The organism is Sphingopyxis sp. (genome assembly GCF_034380315.1).
GTDB lineage: Bacteria > Pseudomonadota > Alphaproteobacteria > Sphingomonadales > Sphingomonadaceae > Sphingopyxis.
This window is the reverse complement of the sequence record NZ_JAXMPB010000005.1, coordinates 120,537-140,940: the sequence shown is the minus strand read 5'-3', so window position 1 is coordinate 140,940 and position 20,404 is coordinate 120,537. Positions and strand designations below refer to the sequence as shown.

Genomic DNA, 20,404 nt, shown 5'->3' with positions numbered 1-20,404 from the left:
TTCCTATATTATGCGCCGGGTAGCCGCCTTGGCAGCCACCCGGCGATCCGGGCCTCCGACCGAGGGTCGCGTTCGGACGGGGGGCAGCGAATTAGCAATGCGGCTTTCTTTCGGCGAGGCTGCCCAGTGCCGCGCCCACCCTGGCGCCCGACGTGCCGCTGATGACGGCGCCGACAGCCGCGCCCGTCGCGGCCCCATTCGTGCAGGGTGAGGAGGGTTCGGGTTTGGTCTGTTGGCGTGCGGCATCGTTGCGGTCGGCCGCCGGGGTGCTCCCCGACCCGGCGGTGCTGGCGAACCATGCGATGGCAGCCGGTGACAGCGAGTCCCCGACCGCCTTGGGATCGCCGCCGTTGCGCAGCGTCCAGGCGTGCACTTCGTTGAAGTCCTTTGCACCAGCATTGTCGGCCGGCTTTTTCAGGGCGGTCGAGCGGGCGAAGCTGCGTTCGGCCGAAACGAGCGTAGGCTTTTGGCTGGTGCAGAAGAGCCCGGTTTCGGGGTAATAGCCGGTGGCGCACGGTTCGTTGCCCGAGGTGCGTGCGTAAATCCGCAGCGAATCCGACGAGATGGGGTAGCACACGCCCTTTATGCCCGAACGGCCCTGTGCGGTGCCGCCTTCGCGCCAGCCGAAGGGGCATATCCCGGAGCCCTTGCGTATGGGCTCGATATTCTGATCCTGGGCATTCGCGGCGGGTGCGTAGGTCGACAGAATGGCCGCGGCGAGAAGCGAAAGATTGAGGCCGCCGAGGCCGAGGGCAAGGCGCCTGTTCATGGTAGGATTCTCCAGCCGGAAGCGCGGAGGTCGCGTCTTCCCTTTGCGAAACCGCGCCTACGCCTCGGGTCCGCCTCCGCCCATGCCATGCGGCGTGCTGCCATATCGTGGCATCGGCCCCATTCTGCATCTTGCCACGGTCGCATCGCCTGATATCGAGCGCGGTGGGAGAGGGGTAACATAGTGACGGGATTGATAAATTGGCGCCAGCTGATCTGGCTTGCCGTGGCGATCTGTGCCGTGCAAGCGGTCTATTGGGGACTGATCGACAGGCCGCTGTTCAGCGCCGACCGGACCCAGGCTCCTCCCCTTGTGTCGTACAGCAAGGCAGAGGTGGCACGATTGACCTCCCCCACGCTGCGTGCCGCCGAGGGTGCGCGTTACGAGCAGGTCGAACTGCCCTGGACATATTGTTGTGACACCGCCGTTCACGCGGTCCGGCTGTCGATCCCGCTCGACAGGGTTCCGCAAACGGGACTGGGCCTGATTTCCGACCTGCAGGTCGATAATTACATGCTTGCGGTCAACGGCAGCCTGATTGTCGCGGAAGGACGAATGCAGCCAGGAAATGGCAGCTTTCATGGGCAGAAGATGTTTCTGACGCGCGTTCCCGCCGGCCTTTTGAAGGCCGGTGACAATGTTCTGACCTATATCGTGCTGCGTGACGGATTTCCCTATACCGATATCTATCCGCCGTTGATCGGCGAGTATGAGGCAATGCGGGTCTTTTCGGCCAGCCGCCTGTGGAGCACCAATGAATTTCACCGCTACGCCGCCGGGCTGCTCGGGTTGCTCGGGCTGCTGGCGGCGATCATGGTGGTGCGTTCGGAGGATTGGCGCTTTTCGGCCTGGCTGAGTGCGCTCTGCGCCGCGTTCGTCGGCAATTATGTCTATGCGATCATGCTCGATCCGCCTTTTGACGGATGGGGGCGAATGCTCGCCTTCTTTGCCGTCAATATGGCGGTGCCGGTGGCCCTGCTATGCTTCATCGACGCCTGGACCGGCAGGCCGATCCGCCGGCTGCAGGCCGCCGCGCTCTTTCTATACGGGCTGACCATGGCCTATATCGGAACGCAGATTTATGGGGCGCCGATGCCGGGCGCCTTCGATCGGCCGGCGGCGATCTGGACGTGGTTCTTGGGTGCGTTCGCCGTCGCAGCGCTGGTTCGGATGTTATGGCATTTTGCGCGGCATGAGGAGAAACGCATAGTTGAAAGCGCGCTGCTTTCGGTTTGCGTTGCCGCGGTGATGATGGATGGTGCAAGCAATCTGTTGCCGCAGCTGGGGTTCCACGAGGGCAACCTCAACAATGCGGCGCCCTTTTTGATGCTTGCGATGCTCGCGGCGTTTCTGGCGCGCAACTTTCGCCTGTTCCAGTCGCAGGCGACGCTCAACGCGACCCTGCGTGCTCAGGTGGCGGCTCGCGAGGCCGAACTGGTGGATGCACATGTCCGCGAGCAGGGACTGATCCGCCAGCAGGCCCATGACGCCGAACGGCGCCGTATCATGCAGGATATTCACGACGGTCTGGGAAGCCAGTTGATGTCGATGATGCTTGCGGCCAGACTGGGGCAAGCGGAACCCCATCGGGTGGCCGAAGGTTTGCAGGCGGTGATCGATGAAATGCGCCTGATGATCGATTCGATGGATTCGGTCGGCGAGTCGCTGGAGGCGGCGCTCGCGACCTTTCGTGCGCGGATTCAGCCGCGCGTGGTGGCGGCCGGATTTACTTTCAACTGGCGGCAGGCCGCGCTTCCGACAACGATAGCGACGGCGTTCGGACCGCGCGAGGTGCTCCAGATATTTCGGATCATGCAGGAAGCCGTCACCAATGCGCTTAAACATTCGGGCGGTGATGAAATCACGGTGACGGTCGATGTCGATGAAGTGGGCCGACTGGGCATTTGCGTGGCCGATAATGGGTGCGGTGGTGCGATCGCCGGTACGGGGCGCGGGCTGGCGAACATGGACCGCCGTGCGGCGGCGGTACGAGGCGAGGTCGAACTTGTCTCTCCGTCAGGGGGCGGAACCCGTGTGCATCTGCGCGTCGCGCCGCCGACGGAACCGTCGAGGCCCGACGACTTGGTAAAGGGCATGGCACAGGACATGGCACAGGACATGGCATAGCGGCCGGCGAGGCTGCATGATAGCGACGCGCCATGTCCGATAGCTCCATCTCGCCCGACAGGCCCTTTCGTATCGCCATCGTCGAAGACGATCCGGTGGTCCGGCAGTATTTCATGCGCATTATCGCCGCGGCGCCCGGCCATGATATCGTGGGCGTCGCGCCGGATATCGCAACCGGGCGGGCGCTGATCGCGCTGAAACCCGATCTGTTCCTGATGGACATCGGTCTGCCCGATGGGACCGGTTATGACCTTGTCCCCGAAATCCGTGCTGCCTCCTCCGCGAGGACGCTGGTCATCAGCGCCTTTGGCGACCGCGACACGGTCGTACGGGCGCTGTCGGCCGGTGCCGACGGATATTTGCTGAAGGATAGTAGCCCCGATCAGATACTCGACGGAATTGCCGTGACACTGGCGGGCGGCGCCCCGGTGAGCCCGGCGGCGGCCATCTATCTGCTCGATCTGCTGCGGGCGCCGTCGGCGGGCAGCGCGCCGGCTGTGGCCGATCTGGCATTCGACGCCCGCCTGACTCCGCGCGAAACAGATCTTCTGCGCGCCTTTGCCGAGGGCATGAGTTACAAGGAAGCGGCGCGCGCGCTGGGTATATCGCACCATACGGTCGGTAATCATGTAAAGGCGATCTACAGGAAGTTGGAGGTGTCGTCGCGAAGCGAGGCGCTGCGGGCGGTCAACGCCTGGCGCAAGGTTTGACGCGCCCAAGCAGACGGGGACCAGGGGCGCCCCGCGCAAGCGCGGTCGCTGCGCTCAGATGCCGGGGGCGCGTGGGCTTGCGGGGTCAACACCAATGGTCAGATGGGCAATGTTCGCGGTCTCGGCCAAGCGCTGACGATCGGCAGCGCGCATCTGGCCGTCCACCTCGAGGATCGCGGCGCGGGCGTCGGGAGCGATCCGCCAGACATGCAGGTCGGTGATCGTCAGGCCGTCGATGGAATCGACCCCCTTGCGCAGGGCCTGTGCCGCTTCCTTGTCGGTGGTGTCGAGCAGCACCGCGGCGGTGTCGCGCATCAACGACCAGGACCAGCGCGCGATAACGATAGATCCGACGATACCCATAGCGGGATCCATCCAGTGGAGGCCGAGGTAACGGCCCGCCAGCAAGGCGACAATCGCCAATGCCGACGTCAGCGCGTCGGCCAGAACATGGAAATAGGCGGATCGAAGATTATTGTCATGGCCATGGTGGTGATGCGCGTCATGCGCGACGCCGTGATCATGGCCAAGGTGGGGAGCATGATGCGAATGTCCGCCCATCAATAGCGCGGCGCTGACCATATTGACGACGAGCCCCAGCACGGCGACGAGGGCGGCATTGCCGAAATCGACCGCGACCGGATCGATCAGTCGCAGGGTCGATTCCACCGCGATACCGATTGCGAACAGTCCGAGGATCAGGGCCGAGGCAAAGCCCGTCAGATCGCCGACCTTGCCCGTTCCGAAACTGAAGCGCGGGTCGGCACGGTATTTCCGTGCATAATGATAGGCAAGGGCGGCGAGCCCCAACGCCCCGGCATGGGTGGCCATATGAAAGCCGTCCGCGAGCAGCGCCATCGAACCCGTCACATAGCCCGCGACGATTTCGGCCACCATCATCACGGCGGTAAGCGCCACGACCCATAGAGTGCGGCGGGCATTCGCGTCGTGCGCCGCGCCCAGAAAGTCATGGCTGTGACCCGTGCCGGTTCTGTCCTGGTCCTGTGTCATCGCACTGCCTATTTGGAGTAGCGCCGGATGACCGCCAGCAATTCGTCGGCACCCGCCCTGCGTTCGGCGTCGGTCAGGCCCGGGGCAGCGACATGCTCTTCGAGATGGCTCGCGATCACTTCGTCGAGGAGGCCGTTTACGGCCCCGCGCACCGCGGCAATGCGATGAAGGACCGTGGCGCAGGGCGCCTCGTCCACCAACGCCTTTTCTATGCCGTTGACCTGTCCCGCGATGCGGCGGACCCGCGCGACCAGATCGGCATTGGATGTCAGATGGCTCATACCATACCCCCTTAGGGTATATGGCGCCAAGCTGCAACCGTACGGCCTTGTCGCGCGGCGGGGCGAAGGCGCTGCTCGTCAGTAACGAACAGCCGGCGATGGACATCGACCTGTCACATTGAATGCCTAGGGGCGCCGGGCACCAGAACATAATTCTCGTCTCGAGGTCCCAAGGAGTATCCCATGAAACGCATGACTGCCTGCGCGCTTGTCGCGCTGCAATTTGTCGCGCCCTCTGTCGCCATGGCCGCAGATGCCGTGTCCGCCGATGTCGGCGCCGATTTTGCGGATGCGGACGGCGATTTGATCATCGTCACCGGCACCCGCGACGCGCGGCGTACGCAGTTCGACACGCTGGCTCCGATCGACATATTGCCGTCAAAGGCGATCGACAGCAGCGTGTCCGACGATCTGTCGGATACGCTGGCGCAGCTGCTTCCGTCCTTCAACGTCCAGCGACTTCCGGCGGCCGACGGCCTGGCGTTCGTTCGTCCGGCGACACTGCGCGGCCTGTCTCCCGACCAGACGCTCGTGCTGGTCAATGGCAAGCGTTATCACCGGTCGGCCTTGCCCGGTACGCGAGGAGCGCAGGCGGCGGATCTTGCGTCGATCCCCAACCTGGCGATCAAGCGCATCGAGGTGCTGCGCGACGGTGCCTCGGCGCAATATGGGTCCGACGCGATCGCCGGGGTTATCAATATCATTCTGGATGACCAGCCGGGAATGGAGGCCTTTGGCCAGTTCTCGCAATATTATGAAGGCGATGGAAAGGCTTATCGGACCGGGGGGCAGGGCGGCGTGCGGCTCGGCGATCGCGGCGCGCTGGTTTTCAGCGGCGAATTTACCAAGTCCGACGCGACGTCGCGCACGCGCCAGCGCGCCGATGCGGAGGCGTTTCAGGCCGCAAACCCCGGTCTGAACATCCCCAATCCGGTTCAGCGCTGGGGCCAGCCCGACTTGCGGTCGGTACGTGCGTCGGTGAACGCCGACTATGAAATCGCCGACGGGGCAACCCTTTACGCCTTTGGCACGATTGCCGATGGCGAAGGTGTAACCGACTTCAACTGGCGCAACCCGGCCAATACCGCCAACGTCTATAAACCGAGCCCCGCCTTTCCGGGTTTCAGTTTTACCGATCTGTATCCGGCCGGTTTTACACCGCGGTTCGGTACTGAATATGATGACTATCAGATCGTCGGCGGTCTGCGCGGCGAAGCCAGCGATGCCTTTTCCTATGATTTCAGCGCTTCGGTCGGACGCAATCGCATCGATTACACCATGCAGGAATCGCTGAATGCGTCGATGGGCCCCGACAGCCCGACCAGCTTTTATCTTGGGCGCTTGCGGCAGCGCGAGGTCAATTTGAACGCCGATTTTGTCTATCGCTTGCCGCTTGGGCTGGCCGATCCGGCGAACATCGCCTTCGGTGCCGAGCGACGCAAGGAAAGCTATGCCATCTATCCCGGCGATCCGGCCTCTTATGCGATTGGTCCTGGTGCAGCGTCGGGGCTTGCCCCGAACAGCAACGGCTTTCCGGGTTTCAGTCCGCTGAATGCCGGCGAATGGTCGCAGACAAGCTATGCCGGTTATCTCGACGTCGAGGTTAGTCCGGCGGAGATGCTGACGTTGGGTGCCGCTGGACGCTATGAGGATTTCTCGGCCTTTGGCGACACTTTCAACTACAAGCTGTCGGCACGGCTCGAGCCCGTTTCCGGCGTTGCCGTTCGCGCGACCTATTCAACCGGTTTTCGAGCGCCGACGCCGGGCCAGCTGAATGCGGTGAACACGACCCAGGGGCTCGACACGACCACGCTACAGATCTTCAACCGGGGACGCCTGTCGCCCAGCGACCCGCTCGCGATTGCCCTTGGCGCGCAGCCGTTGAAACCCGAAAAGTCGCGGACGCTGACGGCGGGTCTGACCTTTCAGTCCGATTTCGGCCTGACCGGCAGCATCGACGTCTATCAGATCAAGTTGCGCGACCGTTTCGGTCAGTCGCGGACCTTCACCGTTCCGGACACATTCCCCAATCCCCAGCGTTTTACCGCGGTTAATTATTTCACCAATGATTTCGATACGCGTACGCGCGGTATCGATGTGGTGCTGGCCTATGCGCGCGACATCGGTGCGGGACGTGCCGACGTCAACCTTGCCTATAATTACAACCGGACAAAGGTGACGAGCGGGATCACCGACGCGATCGGTAACGCGACGCAGCGCGTCCTGTTCGAGGATCGGCTGCCGAAGCATAATGCCACCGCATCCCTTGGCTACACGATCGGCGGGTTCGGTTTGCAGGCACGGGCGCGCTATTATGGCGCGTGGACCGATGTCAGTGGCAATGCGACGGGCGAGGTGTTCCAGCGTTTTGGATCGATGGTCCTGTTCGACCTGTCGGCCAGCCTGAAGCTTAGCGAGCATGTGACGATCCGCGCGGGTGCCGAAAACCTGTTCGATTCCTATCCGGACGAAGCAACCAACCAGGCGGTGCGCGGGCTCATCTATTCGCGCAATGCACCCTATGACACCGATGGCGGCCAATATTATGTCCGTTTGGGTATCAACTTCTGATCAGGGAGCGAAGCGGCATGGAGATCAGCCGGCGAGAGATGCTGATCGCCGCCGCGGCGGCACCGGTGGCGAGCAAGGCCAGGGCGGCTTTGCCACCGGGGTCTCCCCGGCCCGATGACGAGCCATATTGGGCGGCGGTTGCCGCCCAATATGATGTGGTTCCGGACATCATCCAGCTTGAAAACGGCAACTGGGGCATGATGGCGCGTCCCGTGCTCGAACAATATGAAGCGATCGTGCGCCGGGTGAACAGGGCGACGAGCTATTATGCCCGGCGCGGTCTGGGCCCCGACCTGATGGCGGTTCAGCGCCGGGTTGCCGCGAAGCTTGGGGTATCACCCGACGAGATCGCCTTTACCCGCAACGCGACCGAGGCGTTGAAGGCGCTGATCGGCGGATACAACAGGCTGCGCTCCGGCGATGCCGTGCTTTACGCCGATCTCGATTACGACAGCATGCAGGCGTGCTGCGAAGCGCTCAAGGCTCGCCGCGGGGTCGAGATTGTACGGATCGCGCTTCCCGAACCGGCGACCTATCAGGGCCTGATCGACTGCTATGCGGCCGCGCTCGACGCCAACCCGCGCATTCGGCTGTTGCTGCTGACCCATCTCAGCCATCGTACCGGCCTGGCGCTTCCGGTGCGCGAGATTGTCACAATGGCCCGCGCGCGGGGCGTCGACGCGATCGTCGATGCGGCGCACAGCTGGGGACAGCTTGATTTTACTTTACCCGACCTCGACGCCGATTTCGTGGGATTGAATCTGCACAAATGGATCGGCGCGCCGTTGGGCGTGGGCGCGCTCTACATCCGCAAGGACAAGATCGACCTGATCGACCCTGACAGCGCCAATGCGCCGCCCTTTCCATCCGCAGCCCGGTCGCGGGTCCACACCGGCACGCTCGATTTCGCGGCGCAGCTGAGTGTGCCCGCGGCGCTCGATTTTCAGGATGCAATCGGCGATGCCGCACGCGCCGCGCGGCTGCGTCACCTGCGCGACTTGTGGGCGGAACCGCTCCGCGATCGGCCCGGGATCGAAATACTGACGCCTTCCGATCCGCGCCTGTACGGAGGGATTAGCTCGTTTCGCCTGGCGGGCCGGACGACGGTGGAGGACAATGCCGCGATCGCGCATCACCTGCTCGACCGCTATCGCATATTTTCGGTTCACCGGCCGGGGCCGGCGCGCGGTGCCTGCGTCCGTATCACGCCCGCGCTGTTCAACGGCGCCGCAGATATCGGCCGCCTCTTGGCCGCTCTGACGGATATGCTGCAGACAGGCTGGTCTCCCGAAGCGGCGGTGCGCGGCCGGGGATAGCGCACCCAAATTCGCTTACCCATCAGGTCGTATCGTGTCATCGCGCCGATCAGATCGGCAAGCGCATCGCCGGGGCAGAGCTTCTCCTGTAACAAGGGCGCGCGCATGATGGCGCGGATCGCCTGCCGCCCGAGCCATGGCGTTTCGGCGGCCGCTGCGGGAGGGCGCAGGCTTCGACCTGCGCTGCGGTCGAGCCGCGCCGCGCTGTTCCGGTGCGATGACGGCAAGGTTTCGCACGCCACAGGCCAGAAACGGCCGGCGCGAGGGTGCGATCAAGCGATTTTGGTGCCCGGAACCTTGACGGATGATTGCGCGCGGGCCGCGCCGTGCGGGGCGTCGAAATGGATCGGAAGGCTGATTTCAGAGCGAAATCCCTGATCCAGAACAGCCGTCGAAAGCCGTGCCTGCGACCCATAAAGCGCCTCCAACCGTTCGCGCGTATTTGCAAGGCCGATTCCAAGCCCCGGAGGTGGCTGATGAGGACAGCGTGTCGAGGCCAGATCCTCGACTGCGAGGATCAGGCAATCCTGTTCCTGCCTCGCCGAAATCAGAAGCGTCATCGTGCCGATGGAGGTGCCAAATCCATATTTCATCGCATTTTCGACAAGGGGCTGAAGAAGGAAATGAGGGACCAGCGCGGATTGCAGCGGGTCCGGGCAGGTAATCTGTACCTTCAATCGGTCACCGAAGCGGACGCGCTCGATATCCAGATAGGCGGCGGTCAATGCAATCTCGTCGCTCAGCGATTGTTCGGCCCAATCCGACTGGTCGAGTGTCAGGCGCAGAAAATCGGCGAGACGGTCGGCGATGCCCGCTGCGCCGGGCGCGTCGCCGGTCATCGCCAAGGTGGAAATGGCGCTGAGCGAATTCACCATGAAATGCGGATCGAGTTGCAGGCGCAGCATCCTCAGCTCCGCTTGAGCACGGCGCGATTCGGCCATGGCAAGGTTCAGCTTTGCTTGGGTGAGGGCGAGTTGCCGGGATTTTGAAACCTGCGCGACGAGTGACAGCCACAGCAGGGCGGCGTTGCAGGAGAACAGAGCAAAATAGATGCTGCCGACAACTGCGAGCGACGACAGGCTGGCGTCGGGCATCACATGGTCGGGAAATATCCCTTGGAACAGCAGGTGCATGCCGTAGTCCGCCGCCGTCTGCAGCATTGTGGCGAGTATGATGGCCGCCAGCACGGCGGGCAGTATGACGGCCGCCCGCTTGTTCTGGAGGAGGCGCGTCGGGACATAAAGCAGCATGGTTATGCCGGCGGCGGTGCAGACGGTGAACGGAACGCTCAGATACTCGCTCGGCGATCGCATCTGTCCGGCGAATATGGCGCCGATGGTAATGACGCTGCTCGAGGCGAGCCAAAGGATGGCCGTGAGTTGGAATGTCAGTCGATACTCGTTTGTCGTTTCGATCGTGCCCGGCACCGATACCCCCTATGCGCTGTGCTGTGGCCCAGCCAAGCCTGCGCGAAGCGCCGCAGCCCTATCGATTGCGACGAATGGTCCATTCGGGCGATGGGTGCTGCACCGACCGCTTGCGTTGTATGCAGCGGAACGACAGATGGTCGGACACGGGCATAAGCGGCGTCGGCATTCTGGGGATGGAAAAGGGGAGACGGAGCGCGATGACAAGGTTGAAGGTCATGGCCGTCGACGATGAGGAACTGGCCCTGCGCCGTATCGAATTCCTGCTTTCCGAAATTGACGGCGCCGATTTGGTGGCGACGAGCCGCGACCCGCTTGAAGCGCTGTCACAAATCGACATGTTGCAGCCCGATGTGTTGCTGCTCGACATTCACATGTCGGGATTGAGCGGCCTGGAGCTTGCGCGCCAGCTGATCAGCGCGGATCGCCATGTTCCGCAGATCATATTTGTCACCGCCTTCAATCAGCATGCCGTTCGGGCGTTCGAGGCGCGCGCGGCGGATTATATTCTGAAACCGCTGCGCCAGGAGCGGCTTCAGGAAGCGCTGGATCACGCTCGCGTGCAGATCGAGCGAGAGCGTGCATCACGGCGGGCGAGCGAGCTTCAGCGCCTGCTCGATGAGCTGAGGGAGGATGCGTCGGGCACGCCGCTTGCCGAGGGCGACCGCCAGGAAATATGGGCCATGCGCGGCGGCAACTACGTGCGTTTGCTGGTCCATGAAATCGAGTGGGCGGAATCCGAGCGGGATTATGTGCATATCCATAATCATGAACGCGCCTATCTGTTGCGAACCACGATGGGAGCCTTGCACGAGCGCCTTGGCGCAGAGCGTTTCATGCGCGTCCGGCGGTCTGCGATCGTTCGGATCGATCGCGTCGAATCCATATTGAATCGTGGATATGGCAATATTTTCGTTCTGCTTCAGTCGGGCGCCGAGGTTCGGGTCGGACGCACCTATATTCGGCAGGTGAGGGATCGGTTGCGCAACGGCATCGACACAGCGACGGCCTTGCGTTGACTGGCTTGGACGCCCGACCAGCCCGGTTATTGATCTCTGATCCATGCAAAGGCGGCCGCGAGACGGGGCGCGGCATCGGTTTCGATGATCTGGTCGTGCGCAAGAATGATCCGTCGGATATCGCGCGCGCATAGCAGCGCAATCGATCGGGCAAACGCCGGCCGGTCGGTCACCAGCCATTTCATGGTGCGTGACATGGCGACCCGTTGATGTACGCCCAGCAACCTGGCCAAAAGACGATCCGCGACGTTTTTTCCGCCTATGCAAAAGAGCAGGTCGGTGACGATCAGCGTTGCTGACGCCGGGTGGTACCATGCCGTTTCGTTGAGCGTGGCCAAGCCGTCGATGAACTGGCTTTCGAGAGTGTCCGACCACGGCGCGCCGTCCAACGGGAGGGTGTTGTAGCCGGAAAGCTCTGGATGCTTCCGGTCAAGCCCGCGCGCAATATGCCCCATGGCTTCGGGGAATGCGTGAAGGAACGAACGAAAATATCGCGAATGGCTAAGGTTCGGCGCGACCACATGCGAGACTGTCCCCACTTTGCGGATAGCCGCGACCAGTTCGTTGGTTGGCTCGATCGGTGAATGAACCCAAAGCGAACCGTCGGAAAGGCGAACGATGGTCATGCGTGTATCGACCCTTATCGGGCCGAACGTCACGGCCTGACTCGCGCACCATATCAGCCCGGGAACGATCGGAACGAGGGTCATTGGGCAGCGATGCTTCCGGGGCGCTTCTGGCCCGGCCCATGCAAGCGCGGAGGAATCGGGCGGAAAGGAAGACGTAGCGTCGCGCAAAAGCCGTCAGGCCGTTTCTCGGTTTCCAGCCCGGCATTGTCCGCATCGAACAGCGCAAGGCGTTCGCTGATGTTGGAAAGGCCGACGCCCAACCCGCGGGCTGGAATGGCCGTTTCGGACATTTCGCCGGCGCGCTGTGTGTCTTCGACACTCATGATCAGCTGTCCTTCTGACCGCCGAACCGTGATCGTCAGTTCGATCGACGATCCCCTGGCCGAAAGGCCGTGTTTGATAGCATTTTCAGCGAGGGGTTGCAGAATAAGCGCCGGAACTGCGGCGTCCCAAACATCCGGGGCAATGTCGAACCTGGTCGAAAGGCGCTGGCCGAACCGCATTCGTTCGATGGCCAGATAGGATTCGATGGTCGCCAACTCGCTGGACAGTGACACATCGGCGGCCAAGTCGCCGGTGATGGATGCGCGCAGAAAGTCGCTGAGGCGACAGATCATCGTGTCGGCTACCCGATTGCCGCCTTCGGACACGAGGGTGGCGATCGAGTTGAGCGCGTTGAAGAGGAAATGTGGACTGAGCTGGAGCCGCAAGGCTTTCGCTTCGGCGCGGCGATGCGCCAATGTCACCTCTGCCTGTCTTTCGGCTGTCCGGACAATCGAGCGATACGCTCGAAGTAGCGAGACGAAGAGCAGGCACATGACGAAATGGAGCGTGTAGACATAGATGCCGAAACCGAACTGCCGCGACTGTGTCGGGATATGCTCGCGCCAATCCGGAAACAGCGTCGTGGCCGCGGTCCGGACGGCCAAATAGTCGACGAGCGTTTGGGCGGTCGCTGCGATTACCGCGGCGATCAGCAAAAAGGGAGCTGCTGAGAGGCTGGGCGCGTCGGCCAGTCGGTGCCGCAGATTGTTAAGCATGACGGTCAAGCCGGCGGCGGAGAGGACCATTGGAATGCTGATCAGGATATTGCTGATCAATGTCGACCGTCCGCCGGCCCACATAATGAGATCGATCGAAAGATAGACGGCAAGCCAGACCAGAAAAATGACCACAGATTCTGGACCAAGATTCGAGCCAAGCCGGTTGGCCGACCTCTGGCGTCCACGCGCCGGGATGGGACGGGGCCGTGGCTCCGGCCAGACGCCACTGAATTCACTCGGCCGTGCCGGCGATGCTTCTCGATGCATGTTGCGAGGCTCACTTTCGAACAGAGAGGCCAGCACAATAAAAGTGCGCCGCCCACCGGACCATGATGGCGGGCTGATGAAAGCCTGATTTGTCAGCGATTTTTTCGCGCTACGGCCCGCGGAGGCCGACGGCGCTGCTTCTATCGCCTGCCACGGCATTGGCGAGGTTCGTTGGTCGAGCGACTGGACCATTGGTCGCAACCGCCATCCAGTTTCCCCTTTCGAGAGGGCAGGGCGCGCTTGGTCATGTGGAATCCCCACCCACACATGGCCGCCGGGGCACGCAAATGTGCGTGCCCCGGCGCAATCACCCGTCATCGCAAAGGTTTCAAAAGTGAAAAACGCATCCGCCCTTGCATCGCGTCTGCCGGTCCCCGCGACATTGTCCCGCGCGCTGCTGCTGTCGAGCGTCGCCTGCCTGTCGATCGGACTGGCCGCAACCGCGCAAGCGCAATCGACGGATTCCGTCATTTATCTGCGTGAAGGGCAGACCCGACAAGGCAATGTGGAAACCCCGGCCGGTCAGAATCGTGTCGTGCTCGATATCGAGGGCGGGCGGCTCGATCATGCCACCGGTAATGTGAATCTGGGGGCGTTGGAGAACAGCCCGGCGCTGCTCACCGGTGACCTGATCATTGCTCCTGATGTCGACCGGCTTTGGTTTCGTGCGCAAGGGGAGCAATCCGCCAGCCTGTTCGAAGGGACCGCGGTGCTTCCCAACGGACAGGCGTTTGACGGTGTCGGTTACGAAGCGTCGGGCAATGACTCCGTCCTGACGCTGACGCGGCCCACCGCGGGCGGCAACCGAGAAATGGAACAGACCGTTTATCTGGGCGGCGACGGTCGGATTAACATTGATGCCACGATCAATACGACCGCACATACCGGGCGTGCGGCGATCGTCGTGCAACCCGTGTCCACGTCCGGCATGCTCGGCGAAGGCGGGGACGGAAAGATTGACCTTGTCATCCGGTCCAGCGTTACCGGAATTCGCGAGGCGTATGGATCCTTGGTCGATGCGCAGGCCGCGGGGACGGTAACCGTGGTCGCCGGTGCGACCGTGGGGTCGCGCGGCGGTGTCGCACTCTCCGCTGGAACCGCGCAGGTCACGCTCGACGCTGGCGCCAAGGTCCAACTGCTCGAAACCTCATTTGCCGTACCCGATAATTCCGCGGCATTGGCAACCAGTGGTCTGGTCAGCAACCTGGGGAGCATAACGGGCATCAATACCCGCGTCGATGCGCCGGTTCTGGGAAACGGAATCGATGCGACCAATGCGACGATCCTCAACCGCCGCAATGGCGGTCAGCTCGGCAAGATAGAGGCGTCCGGGAACGCCATCTTCACGCGCGGCGATACGCTGATCGTCAATGATGGCGAAATCGTCAGCCTGTTGGGCGCCGGGGTGCAGGTGCAGGGCATTACGTCGACCACCGTGCTGCGCAACGGCGCGCGGGGGCTGGTCCAGGCCGGAACGCTGCAGGGTATCGCCTATCAGGGCGTCCGGGGCACTGACGTGATCGTCAACGAAGGCACTATTCGTGGCGATGTCAGGCTGGGCGACGGTGCCGACATTTATCTGGTCAAGGGCAATGCTGCCGTCACGGGAGAGGTTGACGGCGGGGATGGCCAGCACGACGCCTATGGTCGGTCCTATTCCGAAAGTGCGACCGTCACACTCGCGAACGGCAGCCTCAATATCGATGGGCGTATCGGTTTCGAAATGCATGGAATCGAAGCCGCGGGTACCGATACGGTCGTGACGGTGAATGCCGAAGGCCCGTTGGAAGAAGGGCTGCATATCATCGGCAACGGAACGGTCGTGAACAACGCCGCGATCAACAGCGGTCAGTACGCCAACGGCATCTATATTCGCGACATTGCCAATATCGCTGGCAACGGACGCTTCATCAATCGCGGCGTCATATCATCCGCAACCCGGATATTGCGTTCGGAAAGCGCCGGTGGTGAAATTCGAAACGAGGGGCAGATGAGCGGCCAGCTCGGCGCGCTGATCGAGGTGGCCGAAGGAGCGAGCGGAGAAGCGCTTGATTTCGTCAACACCGGCGTCATCGACGCGACGGCCACCGCGACGCATGGCGTTCACATGCTTATCAACAAGACTGGGCATGTTGCGCGCATTTCCAACGGAGCCGGCGGGCGGATCCTGCAGTCCGCTTCCGGGGCGGCGGATGATGCGGCGTTCGCGCTGAATGTTCGGTCGCGAGGGCGGGTCGAGCTTGCCAATGCGGGGACCTTGTTGGCGCGCAGCCGAACCGATGGCGGCGCCCGCATCGAGGCGACTTCGATCGATATCAACAACAGTGGGACGATTGAGGGATCGGGAGCCGGCGGTAGCGGGCTGACCGTCATCGCCAACGGTGGGTCGGGGAGCGGCGACCCGCAGGTGGTTGCCTCGGTTCGTAACAGCGGCACGATGCGCGCCAATGGCGGAACCGTTCTGATCGCCAATGCTCCGGCGCTGGGCCATGGCTTTGGTGCGTATGTTCGGGGCGACAATGCGGTCGTCGCGCTGGACAATGCCGGAGAAATCGAGGCAACCGGCGCCAATTCGGTTGCGGTTCTCGTCCATGCGGACAATTCCGACGGTCCAGGCCGCGCGCACTTCCGGATGACGAACGATGGCACGGTCCGGGGTGCCAGTACCGACACAATATATGGCCCAAATGTCGTGCCTCGCCCGACCGCGATGCCGATTCCGGATGCGTTGGGCGATTATGATGCCGCGCGTGTCGTGGCGAGCGCGATCCAGACCTTTGGAACGACCGATACTATCGTCAACAGCGGCGCAATCGTCGGCAATGTCGGTTTGGCCGATGGCGACGATCGTTTCGAAAACCGCGGCTCGGTCGAAGGCGACGTCCGCCTTGGGGAGGGCAAGGACGTCTTCGTTTTTGTGCCAAGCGGTACGCTGACGGGCATCGCGGACGGCGGCAGCGATCGTGACACGATTCTGGTCGACGGCAGCAGCAACCTCAACGGCCGGATTACCGCCGCACAATATCGCTCGTTTGAACGGATCGAGGGGCTGGCGGGCGTACCCCAGGGCACGGGCGTGCTGTCCGTGGCCGGCGCGTTCGACACGTCCGAGATCGAGCTCGCCAACATTGCGATCCAGGTCGATGTCGGGGACATTGTCAGCAGCGAAGGCGCGTTCACATTCCTCGGTTACGATGGCCGCGAGCGCATCGCGAACAATGGCACGATCGGCGGCGGCATCGACCTTGGCGGTGGTGACGATGTGGTTGTCAATGCCGGCATCATAGATGGCGATGTCCTGCTGGGCGGCGGCAATGATCGCTATGCCGGGCGAGCGGGCAGCGTGATCAATGGCTTGCTCGATGGCGGTGACGGGATCGACACGTTTGAATTTCTGTTGTCGGGGGACATTGGCAATCTGCCAAGCGGTCTGACAGGTTTCGAATCCTACGCGGCGCGTGGGCAGGGAACGATCCATGTCGTGCTCGACCAGGATATCGATACGATCGAGTTGCTCGACGGAGCGAGCCTTGTTCTCGACGGCGGTTCCGGGGCGATTCAGAATATTGTCGGAGATACCAGCAACAATGTCGTCACGGTTGCCGGGACGCTGACGGGCGGCGTCAATCTGGGAGGCGGCGATGACATATTGAATCTGACGCTCGCGGGTGTTTTGTCGGGGGCGCTGGATGGCGGCCTGGGCAGTGATACGCTGAACCTGACGCTGACGGACGCAGCGACCATCAACGGAATGAACGGTTTTGAAACCGCCAACATCGCTGGCGCTGCGCCGCTGACGCTGGGTGGCCTTGGCGTCGGTCAAACCGTCAATTTCGACGGGTCGGATAATGAACTGATCGTCGCCGCCGGCGCGGCGTTCGCGGGGGTGGTCAATGGCGGTGCGGGGCGCGATCTGCTTCGTATCCAGTCTGGCGCCCAGGACAGCCGCACGATCATTGCTTCGCAGATCGCAGGTTTCGAGGATCTGCGATCCGAAGGCCCCGGGACGTTGGCTTTGACCGGTGGGGCATATGGTTTTCAATCGGTCTTCGTTGATGGCGCGTTGGAACTGGGAGCGAACACCAGCCTTGTATCCGCAAGCGGCCTATCGTTCGGCGATGGCGACAATCGATTGCGGCTTGGCAGCGGTGCAGTGGTAACAGGCGGCATCGATGGCGGCGACGGAAGCGATCTCCTCCAACTGGAGCAAGCGCAGGGCTCCGTGCGATCGCTCCGTTCGCTCGGTGCGATAGGCTTCGAGCGGCTGGAAAGCAGCGGTGCGGGCGAACTGCAGATCGATATCGATACGGCCTTCGATATGGTTCATCTTGACGGAGGCCGGTTGACCGTTGCGGCAGGCACATCGTTGACCGCTCCCGTGGCCGGAGGGACCGGGAATGACAGGCTCGCGGTACTCGGCACTCTTGTTGGCGATGTCGATCTGGGTTCCGGCGATGATCGCTTGGTGCTTGGCCATTACAGCGCGGCCAACCGCTATGCAGGCGGCGCCGGAACCGACACGGTCGAACTGCATGTCGGATCGACCTATGACGATCCATTCGAGTTGCCAGACGGCGCCTTTCTCGGTTTCGAGCGGCTGGACGTGGGAAGCGGGGTCGTTTCGATCACCCAGGACATGGGCTGGGATAGCCTTACGGTTTCGGGAGGGCGCCTGATCGGCCAGGCTGGTACCACGATCACTTCGGCGTCCGCGATTCTGGTGGCGTCGGGGGCAGTTTTCGGGTCCGCGGGTACGGTCAATGCCGACATTGACGTTCGCGGGACCTTGTCGCCGGGGGTGTCTCCGGGGACGATGACGGTCAATGGCGATGTGGTGTTCCGTACCGGGTCGAACCTCCTGCTCGAAGTGACACCGACGGTGAGTGATCTGCTCAACGTTTCAGGCGTCATGACGATCGAGACCGGGGCTGCAGTGGATATCACCGGCGTTCTTCAGGGAACGCCAGGACAGTTGCTCGATCTGGTAGTGGCCTCGGGAGGAATTCAGGGACGCTTCACCACGATCAACAAGTCCGATTCGGTCTTCGGGTTCGTCGTGCAGAACGGCAATCGCCTGCAGATTCGCAGCGAGTTTGAAAATGATGGAGCCTATCCAGCGAATGTGCGCGCCAGCATCGATTATTCGAACCAGGTTTTGCGCAGCGGATATGGCGTTCAGGCCTATACCGGTGCCCTGGGCGTGCTGACGGACGCGCAGGGCCGCGCAAACCGCACGGCTTTTGCGCAACTGGCCCCCGAAGCCTACGCCTCGGCGATGCACGTCGGTACCGATGCCGCGCTGACCCTGTCGAACAATATCCGGCAGATGAATGCCTTGTCCCCTTGGCGGGATGGCCTGTTCCTTTTCGGACAGGCGGCCTTTGGCGACGGCAAGCTTGGGGGCAGCGCCCGTACCGGCGCGTCGTCAGGGCGCAGCGACACCGATGGGGTGTTCGGCGGCGTCGGTTATGGTTTCGGCGAAAAGGGTCAGGCGGGCATTTTCATCGGTTCGCTCGACACAAAACAGCGCCTCGCAGCGTTGGGGGCCGAAACGAAGGCTGATGGGTTTGCGGTCGGCGCCTATGTCGATAGTCAGATCGGGGCATTGGGCCTGCATGCGATGATCGCGCGCGTCGGTTCCGATGCCGTGACAAGTCGCTCGTTGCTGGTGGCTGCGTCCCCTGCGGTCGGACGCTATGATCTGGACAGCTGGGTTGCCGATCTGACGATCGATTATGCCCAGACGCTGGGAGCGATACGGATCGCTCCGCGCATTGGACTGGTCTATGCCGATACGAAGGGGGGCGCTGTCGATGAACGCGGGGCCGGCGCCTTTGCCCTGGCTGTCGAAAAGCGCCAGATGCGTGGCCTTTTTGGGGATATGGCGCTGCGGCTTTCGGCCGCCATCCCGGCCGACGGCGTGACGATCACGCCTTTTGTCGAGGCAGGCTATCGTGTCACTCTCGATGGGATGTCGTCGACCGCTACTGGCGCTTTTTCGGGAGCGACGGGAGAAGGCTTCCAGGCAGATGGCGCGCGGAACGATCGTAGTACGACGAATCTTGCCGCCGGGGTTGCCGTCGATGTCACGCCAGCGGTTCGCGTGAACTTTGGGTACAGCCGCGATCTTGCGAAGGCGGAACGCGGCAGCTTTTCGGGCGGCGTATCGATCCGCTTTTGATGACCTCTCCGTCTCCGGGGTCCAGTTCCTGTGCCCCGGATACCTTCCCCGGTCGGGCCTTGGTCCGGCCGGGGATTTTTGCACGACGCTCGTCGCGCCAAAGTCCCATTGGTCGCGCTGCCGCTTCAACACCTTCTCCGACCGCGCCAGACGGTGGCCTGTCCGAAACGGAAAAGAGCCGGGCGCCCTTCGCGCCTGTGTCGCTGCTTCGGATTCCACGAAAATGAGGAGCATGTGATGAAATTGATCAGTTGGACTGCCATGTCTGCCATCTTCCTGGCCGCTCCGGTCGCGGCGACGGCGCCGGCGATGCCCGCGACCGACGATCGACAAGCAACCGTCGCTGCCGCTGCCGCGGACCAGGACAAGCCGGCGAAGACCTGCAAGAAGAAGAAAAAGGGGCTTGGCGGATTGTTGCGTGCGGCGCGCAGTTCGGGTCTGGTCAGCATTGTGGCCGGACAAGCGGGCACTGGTGGCGCGCTAGTCAACTCGGTGGCGAATACCGCGATTGACGTCGCCGATGCGTCGAACCGCATGGCCCCGCCGCCGGAGAAGCCGAAATGTTGAAGCGATCGACCGCGCTGCTGGTTGGTGTCGCCTTGTCCGCTGCGGGATGCAGCGCGGGACGGGATGATACACCCGACACCGAGACCCGTCCGACGGGCCCCGCGACGACCGGCGAAAGGTTGCGAGCGGGTCTTTATCACATCGTCGAAGTCGGCGACATGGCGACCGAAGAACGGCGCTGCTTCAGCGAAGCTCACATAGCGGCAGGCCGTTTTTCTCCACCCGATTCATTGGGGGAGGGGTGGACGGTCGAAAAGAACCGCATGTCGGGCGGCACGATAGAGGTGGTTGCCCGGCACCGGTCGGGCGGAAGCCTCGGCATCGGCGGTACCTTCGGACCGGATTCCTTTGCGACCGAAGGGACGCTTGAAGTGAAGCTCAATGGGGACACGCATGTTGTCCGTACCCGCCAGCGTGGCCGCTTTGTATCGTCGACATGTCCGCCGGACATGAATGATGGCGAGGCGGCGTTGTGATCCTGCCAGT

14 protein-coding genes are annotated in these 20,404 nt (G+C 62.7%); 8 read left to right on the top strand and 6 right to left on the bottom strand.

Annotated features, from left to right (window positions below; all coding sequences use genetic code 11):
* Nucleotides 1–91: 91 nt before the first annotated feature.
* Complete coding sequence (locus U0S50_RS10985; protein ID WP_322308829.1) at nucleotides 92–769, bottom strand: hypothetical protein; 678 nt, start codon at nucleotides 767–769, stop codon at nucleotides 92–94.
* A 183-nt stretch (nucleotides 770–952) separates the two neighbouring features.
* Here U0S50_RS10985 and U0S50_RS10980 point away from each other — a divergent pair, with 183 nt between their 5' ends.
* Both U0S50_RS10980 and U0S50_RS10975 read left to right on the top strand, forming a co-directional pair.
* Nucleotides 953–2,896, top strand: a complete 1,944-nt coding sequence (locus U0S50_RS10980) for an ATP-binding protein (RefSeq protein ID WP_322308828.1) — start codon at nucleotides 953–955, stop codon at nucleotides 2,894–2,896.
* Nucleotides 2,897–2,928: 32 nt separating this feature from the next.
* Nucleotides 2,929–3,606: a response regulator transcription factor gene (locus tag U0S50_RS10975; RefSeq protein WP_322308827.1), complete on the top strand. Its 678-nt coding sequence runs from the start codon at nucleotides 2,929–2,931 to the stop codon at nucleotides 3,604–3,606.
* 54 nt (nucleotides 3,607–3,660) lie between these two features.
* Here the strand turns inward: U0S50_RS10975 and dmeF are convergent, their stop codons facing one another.
* Together dmeF and U0S50_RS10965 are read right to left on the bottom strand one after the other, a co-directional pair.
* On the bottom strand, nucleotides 3,661–4,617 hold the full coding sequence (dmeF, locus tag U0S50_RS10970) for a CDF family Co(II)/Ni(II) efflux transporter DmeF (protein WP_322308826.1): 957 nt from the start codon (nucleotides 4,615–4,617) through the stop codon (nucleotides 3,661–3,663).
* An 8-nt stretch (nucleotides 4,618–4,625) separates the two neighbouring features.
* Nucleotides 4,626–4,898, bottom strand: a complete 273-nt coding sequence (locus U0S50_RS10965; protein ID WP_322308825.1) for a metal/formaldehyde-sensitive transcriptional repressor — start codon at nucleotides 4,896–4,898, stop codon at nucleotides 4,626–4,628.
* 183 nt (nucleotides 4,899–5,081) lie between these two features.
* Here U0S50_RS10965 and U0S50_RS10960 point away from each other — a divergent pair, with 183 nt between their 5' ends.
* Both U0S50_RS10960 and U0S50_RS10955 read left to right on the top strand, forming a co-directional pair.
* Nucleotides 5,082–7,469, top strand: a complete 2,388-nt coding sequence (locus tag U0S50_RS10960; protein ID WP_322308824.1) for a TonB-dependent receptor — start codon at nucleotides 5,082–5,084, stop codon at nucleotides 7,467–7,469.
* Nucleotides 7,470–7,486: 17 nt separating this feature from the next.
* A complete protein-coding gene (locus U0S50_RS10955) occupies nucleotides 7,487–8,785 on the top strand; it encodes an aminotransferase class V-fold PLP-dependent enzyme (RefSeq protein WP_322308823.1) in 1,299 nt (432 codons plus the stop codon).
* Nucleotides 8,786–9,057: 272 nt separating this feature from the next.
* On the opposite strand, the gene U0S50_RS10950 is transcribed toward U0S50_RS10955, so the two are convergent.
* Nucleotides 9,058–10,212: a sensor histidine kinase gene (locus U0S50_RS10950; protein WP_322308822.1), complete on the bottom strand. Its 1,155-nt coding sequence runs from the start codon at nucleotides 10,210–10,212 to the stop codon at nucleotides 9,058–9,060.
* A gap of 200 nt (nucleotides 10,213–10,412) precedes the next feature.
* Between U0S50_RS10950 and U0S50_RS10945 the strand changes: the two genes are divergently transcribed.
* Complete coding sequence (locus U0S50_RS10945) at nucleotides 10,413–11,231, top strand: LytTR family DNA-binding domain-containing protein (protein WP_322308821.1); 819 nt, start codon at nucleotides 10,413–10,415, stop codon at nucleotides 11,229–11,231.
* A 26-nt stretch (nucleotides 11,232–11,257) separates the two neighbouring features.
* On the opposite strand, the gene U0S50_RS10940 is transcribed toward U0S50_RS10945, so the two are convergent.
* Together U0S50_RS10940 and U0S50_RS10935 are read right to left on the bottom strand one after the other, a co-directional pair.
* A complete protein-coding gene (locus U0S50_RS10940; RefSeq protein WP_322308820.1) occupies nucleotides 11,258–11,941 on the bottom strand; it encodes a DUF4336 domain-containing protein in 684 nt (227 codons plus the stop codon).
* Nucleotides 11,938–13,035 (bottom strand): sensor histidine kinase, encoded by a 1,098-nt coding sequence (locus tag U0S50_RS10935; protein WP_322308819.1) that lies wholly within the window; start codon nucleotides 13,033–13,035, stop codon nucleotides 11,938–11,940. Before U0S50_RS10935 ends, U0S50_RS10940 begins: the two co-directional genes overlap by 4 nt.
* Nucleotides 13,036–13,504: 469 nt before the next feature.
* On the opposite strand from U0S50_RS10935, the gene U0S50_RS10930 reads away from it, so the two are divergent.
* From U0S50_RS10930 to U0S50_RS10920, 3 genes are all read left to right on the top strand, one after another.
* Nucleotides 13,505–19,351, top strand: a complete 5,847-nt coding sequence (locus U0S50_RS10930) for an autotransporter domain-containing protein (protein WP_322308818.1) — start codon at nucleotides 13,505–13,507, stop codon at nucleotides 19,349–19,351.
* Nucleotides 19,352–19,588: 237 nt separating this feature from the next.
* Entirely contained in the window at nucleotides 19,589–19,918 is a 330-nt protein-coding gene (locus U0S50_RS10925) for a hypothetical protein (RefSeq protein WP_322308817.1), read from the top strand.
* Nucleotides 19,912–20,394 (top strand): hypothetical protein, encoded by a 483-nt coding sequence (locus U0S50_RS10920; RefSeq protein WP_322308816.1) that lies wholly within the window; start codon nucleotides 19,912–19,914, stop codon nucleotides 20,392–20,394. Before U0S50_RS10925 ends, U0S50_RS10920 begins: the two co-directional genes overlap by 7 nt.
* Nucleotides 20,395–20,404: the final 10 nt, after the last annotated feature.

What these genes read in the sequence shown, in the direction of transcription:
- U0S50_RS10965 (WP_322308825.1), bottom strand. Translation starts at nt 4,898, where the DNA reads ATGAGCCATCTGACATCCAATGCCGATCTGGTCGCGCGGGTCCGCCGC.
- U0S50_RS10975 (WP_322308827.1), top strand. Translation starts at nt 2,929, where the DNA reads ATGTCCGATAGCTCCATCTCGCCCGACAGGCCCTTTCGTATCGCCATC.
- U0S50_RS10945 (WP_322308821.1), top strand. Translation starts at nt 10,413, where the DNA reads ATGACAAGGTTGAAGGTCATGGCCGTCGACGATGAGGAACTGGCCCTG.
- U0S50_RS10960 (WP_322308824.1), top strand. Translation starts at nt 5,082, where the DNA reads ATGAAACGCATGACTGCCTGCGCGCTTGTCGCGCTGCAATTTGTCGCG.
- U0S50_RS10920 (WP_322308816.1), top strand. Translation starts at nt 19,912, where the DNA reads ATGTTGAAGCGATCGACCGCGCTGCTGGTTGGTGTCGCCTTGTCCGCT.
- U0S50_RS10955 (WP_322308823.1), top strand. Translation starts at nt 7,487, where the DNA reads ATGGAGATCAGCCGGCGAGAGATGCTGATCGCCGCCGCGGCGGCACCG.
- U0S50_RS10985 (WP_322308829.1), bottom strand. Translation starts at nt 769, where the DNA reads ATGAACAGGCGCCTTGCCCTCGGCCTCGGCGGCCTCAATCTTTCGCTT.
- U0S50_RS10925 (WP_322308817.1), top strand. Translation starts at nt 19,589, where the DNA reads ATGAAATTGATCAGTTGGACTGCCATGTCTGCCATCTTCCTGGCCGCT.
- dmeF (WP_322308826.1), bottom strand. Translation starts at nt 4,617, where the DNA reads ATGACACAGGACCAGGACAGAACCGGCACGGGTCACAGCCATGACTTT.
- U0S50_RS10940 (WP_322308820.1), bottom strand. Translation starts at nt 11,941, where the DNA reads ATGACCCTCGTTCCGATCGTTCCCGGGCTGATATGGTGCGCGAGTCAG.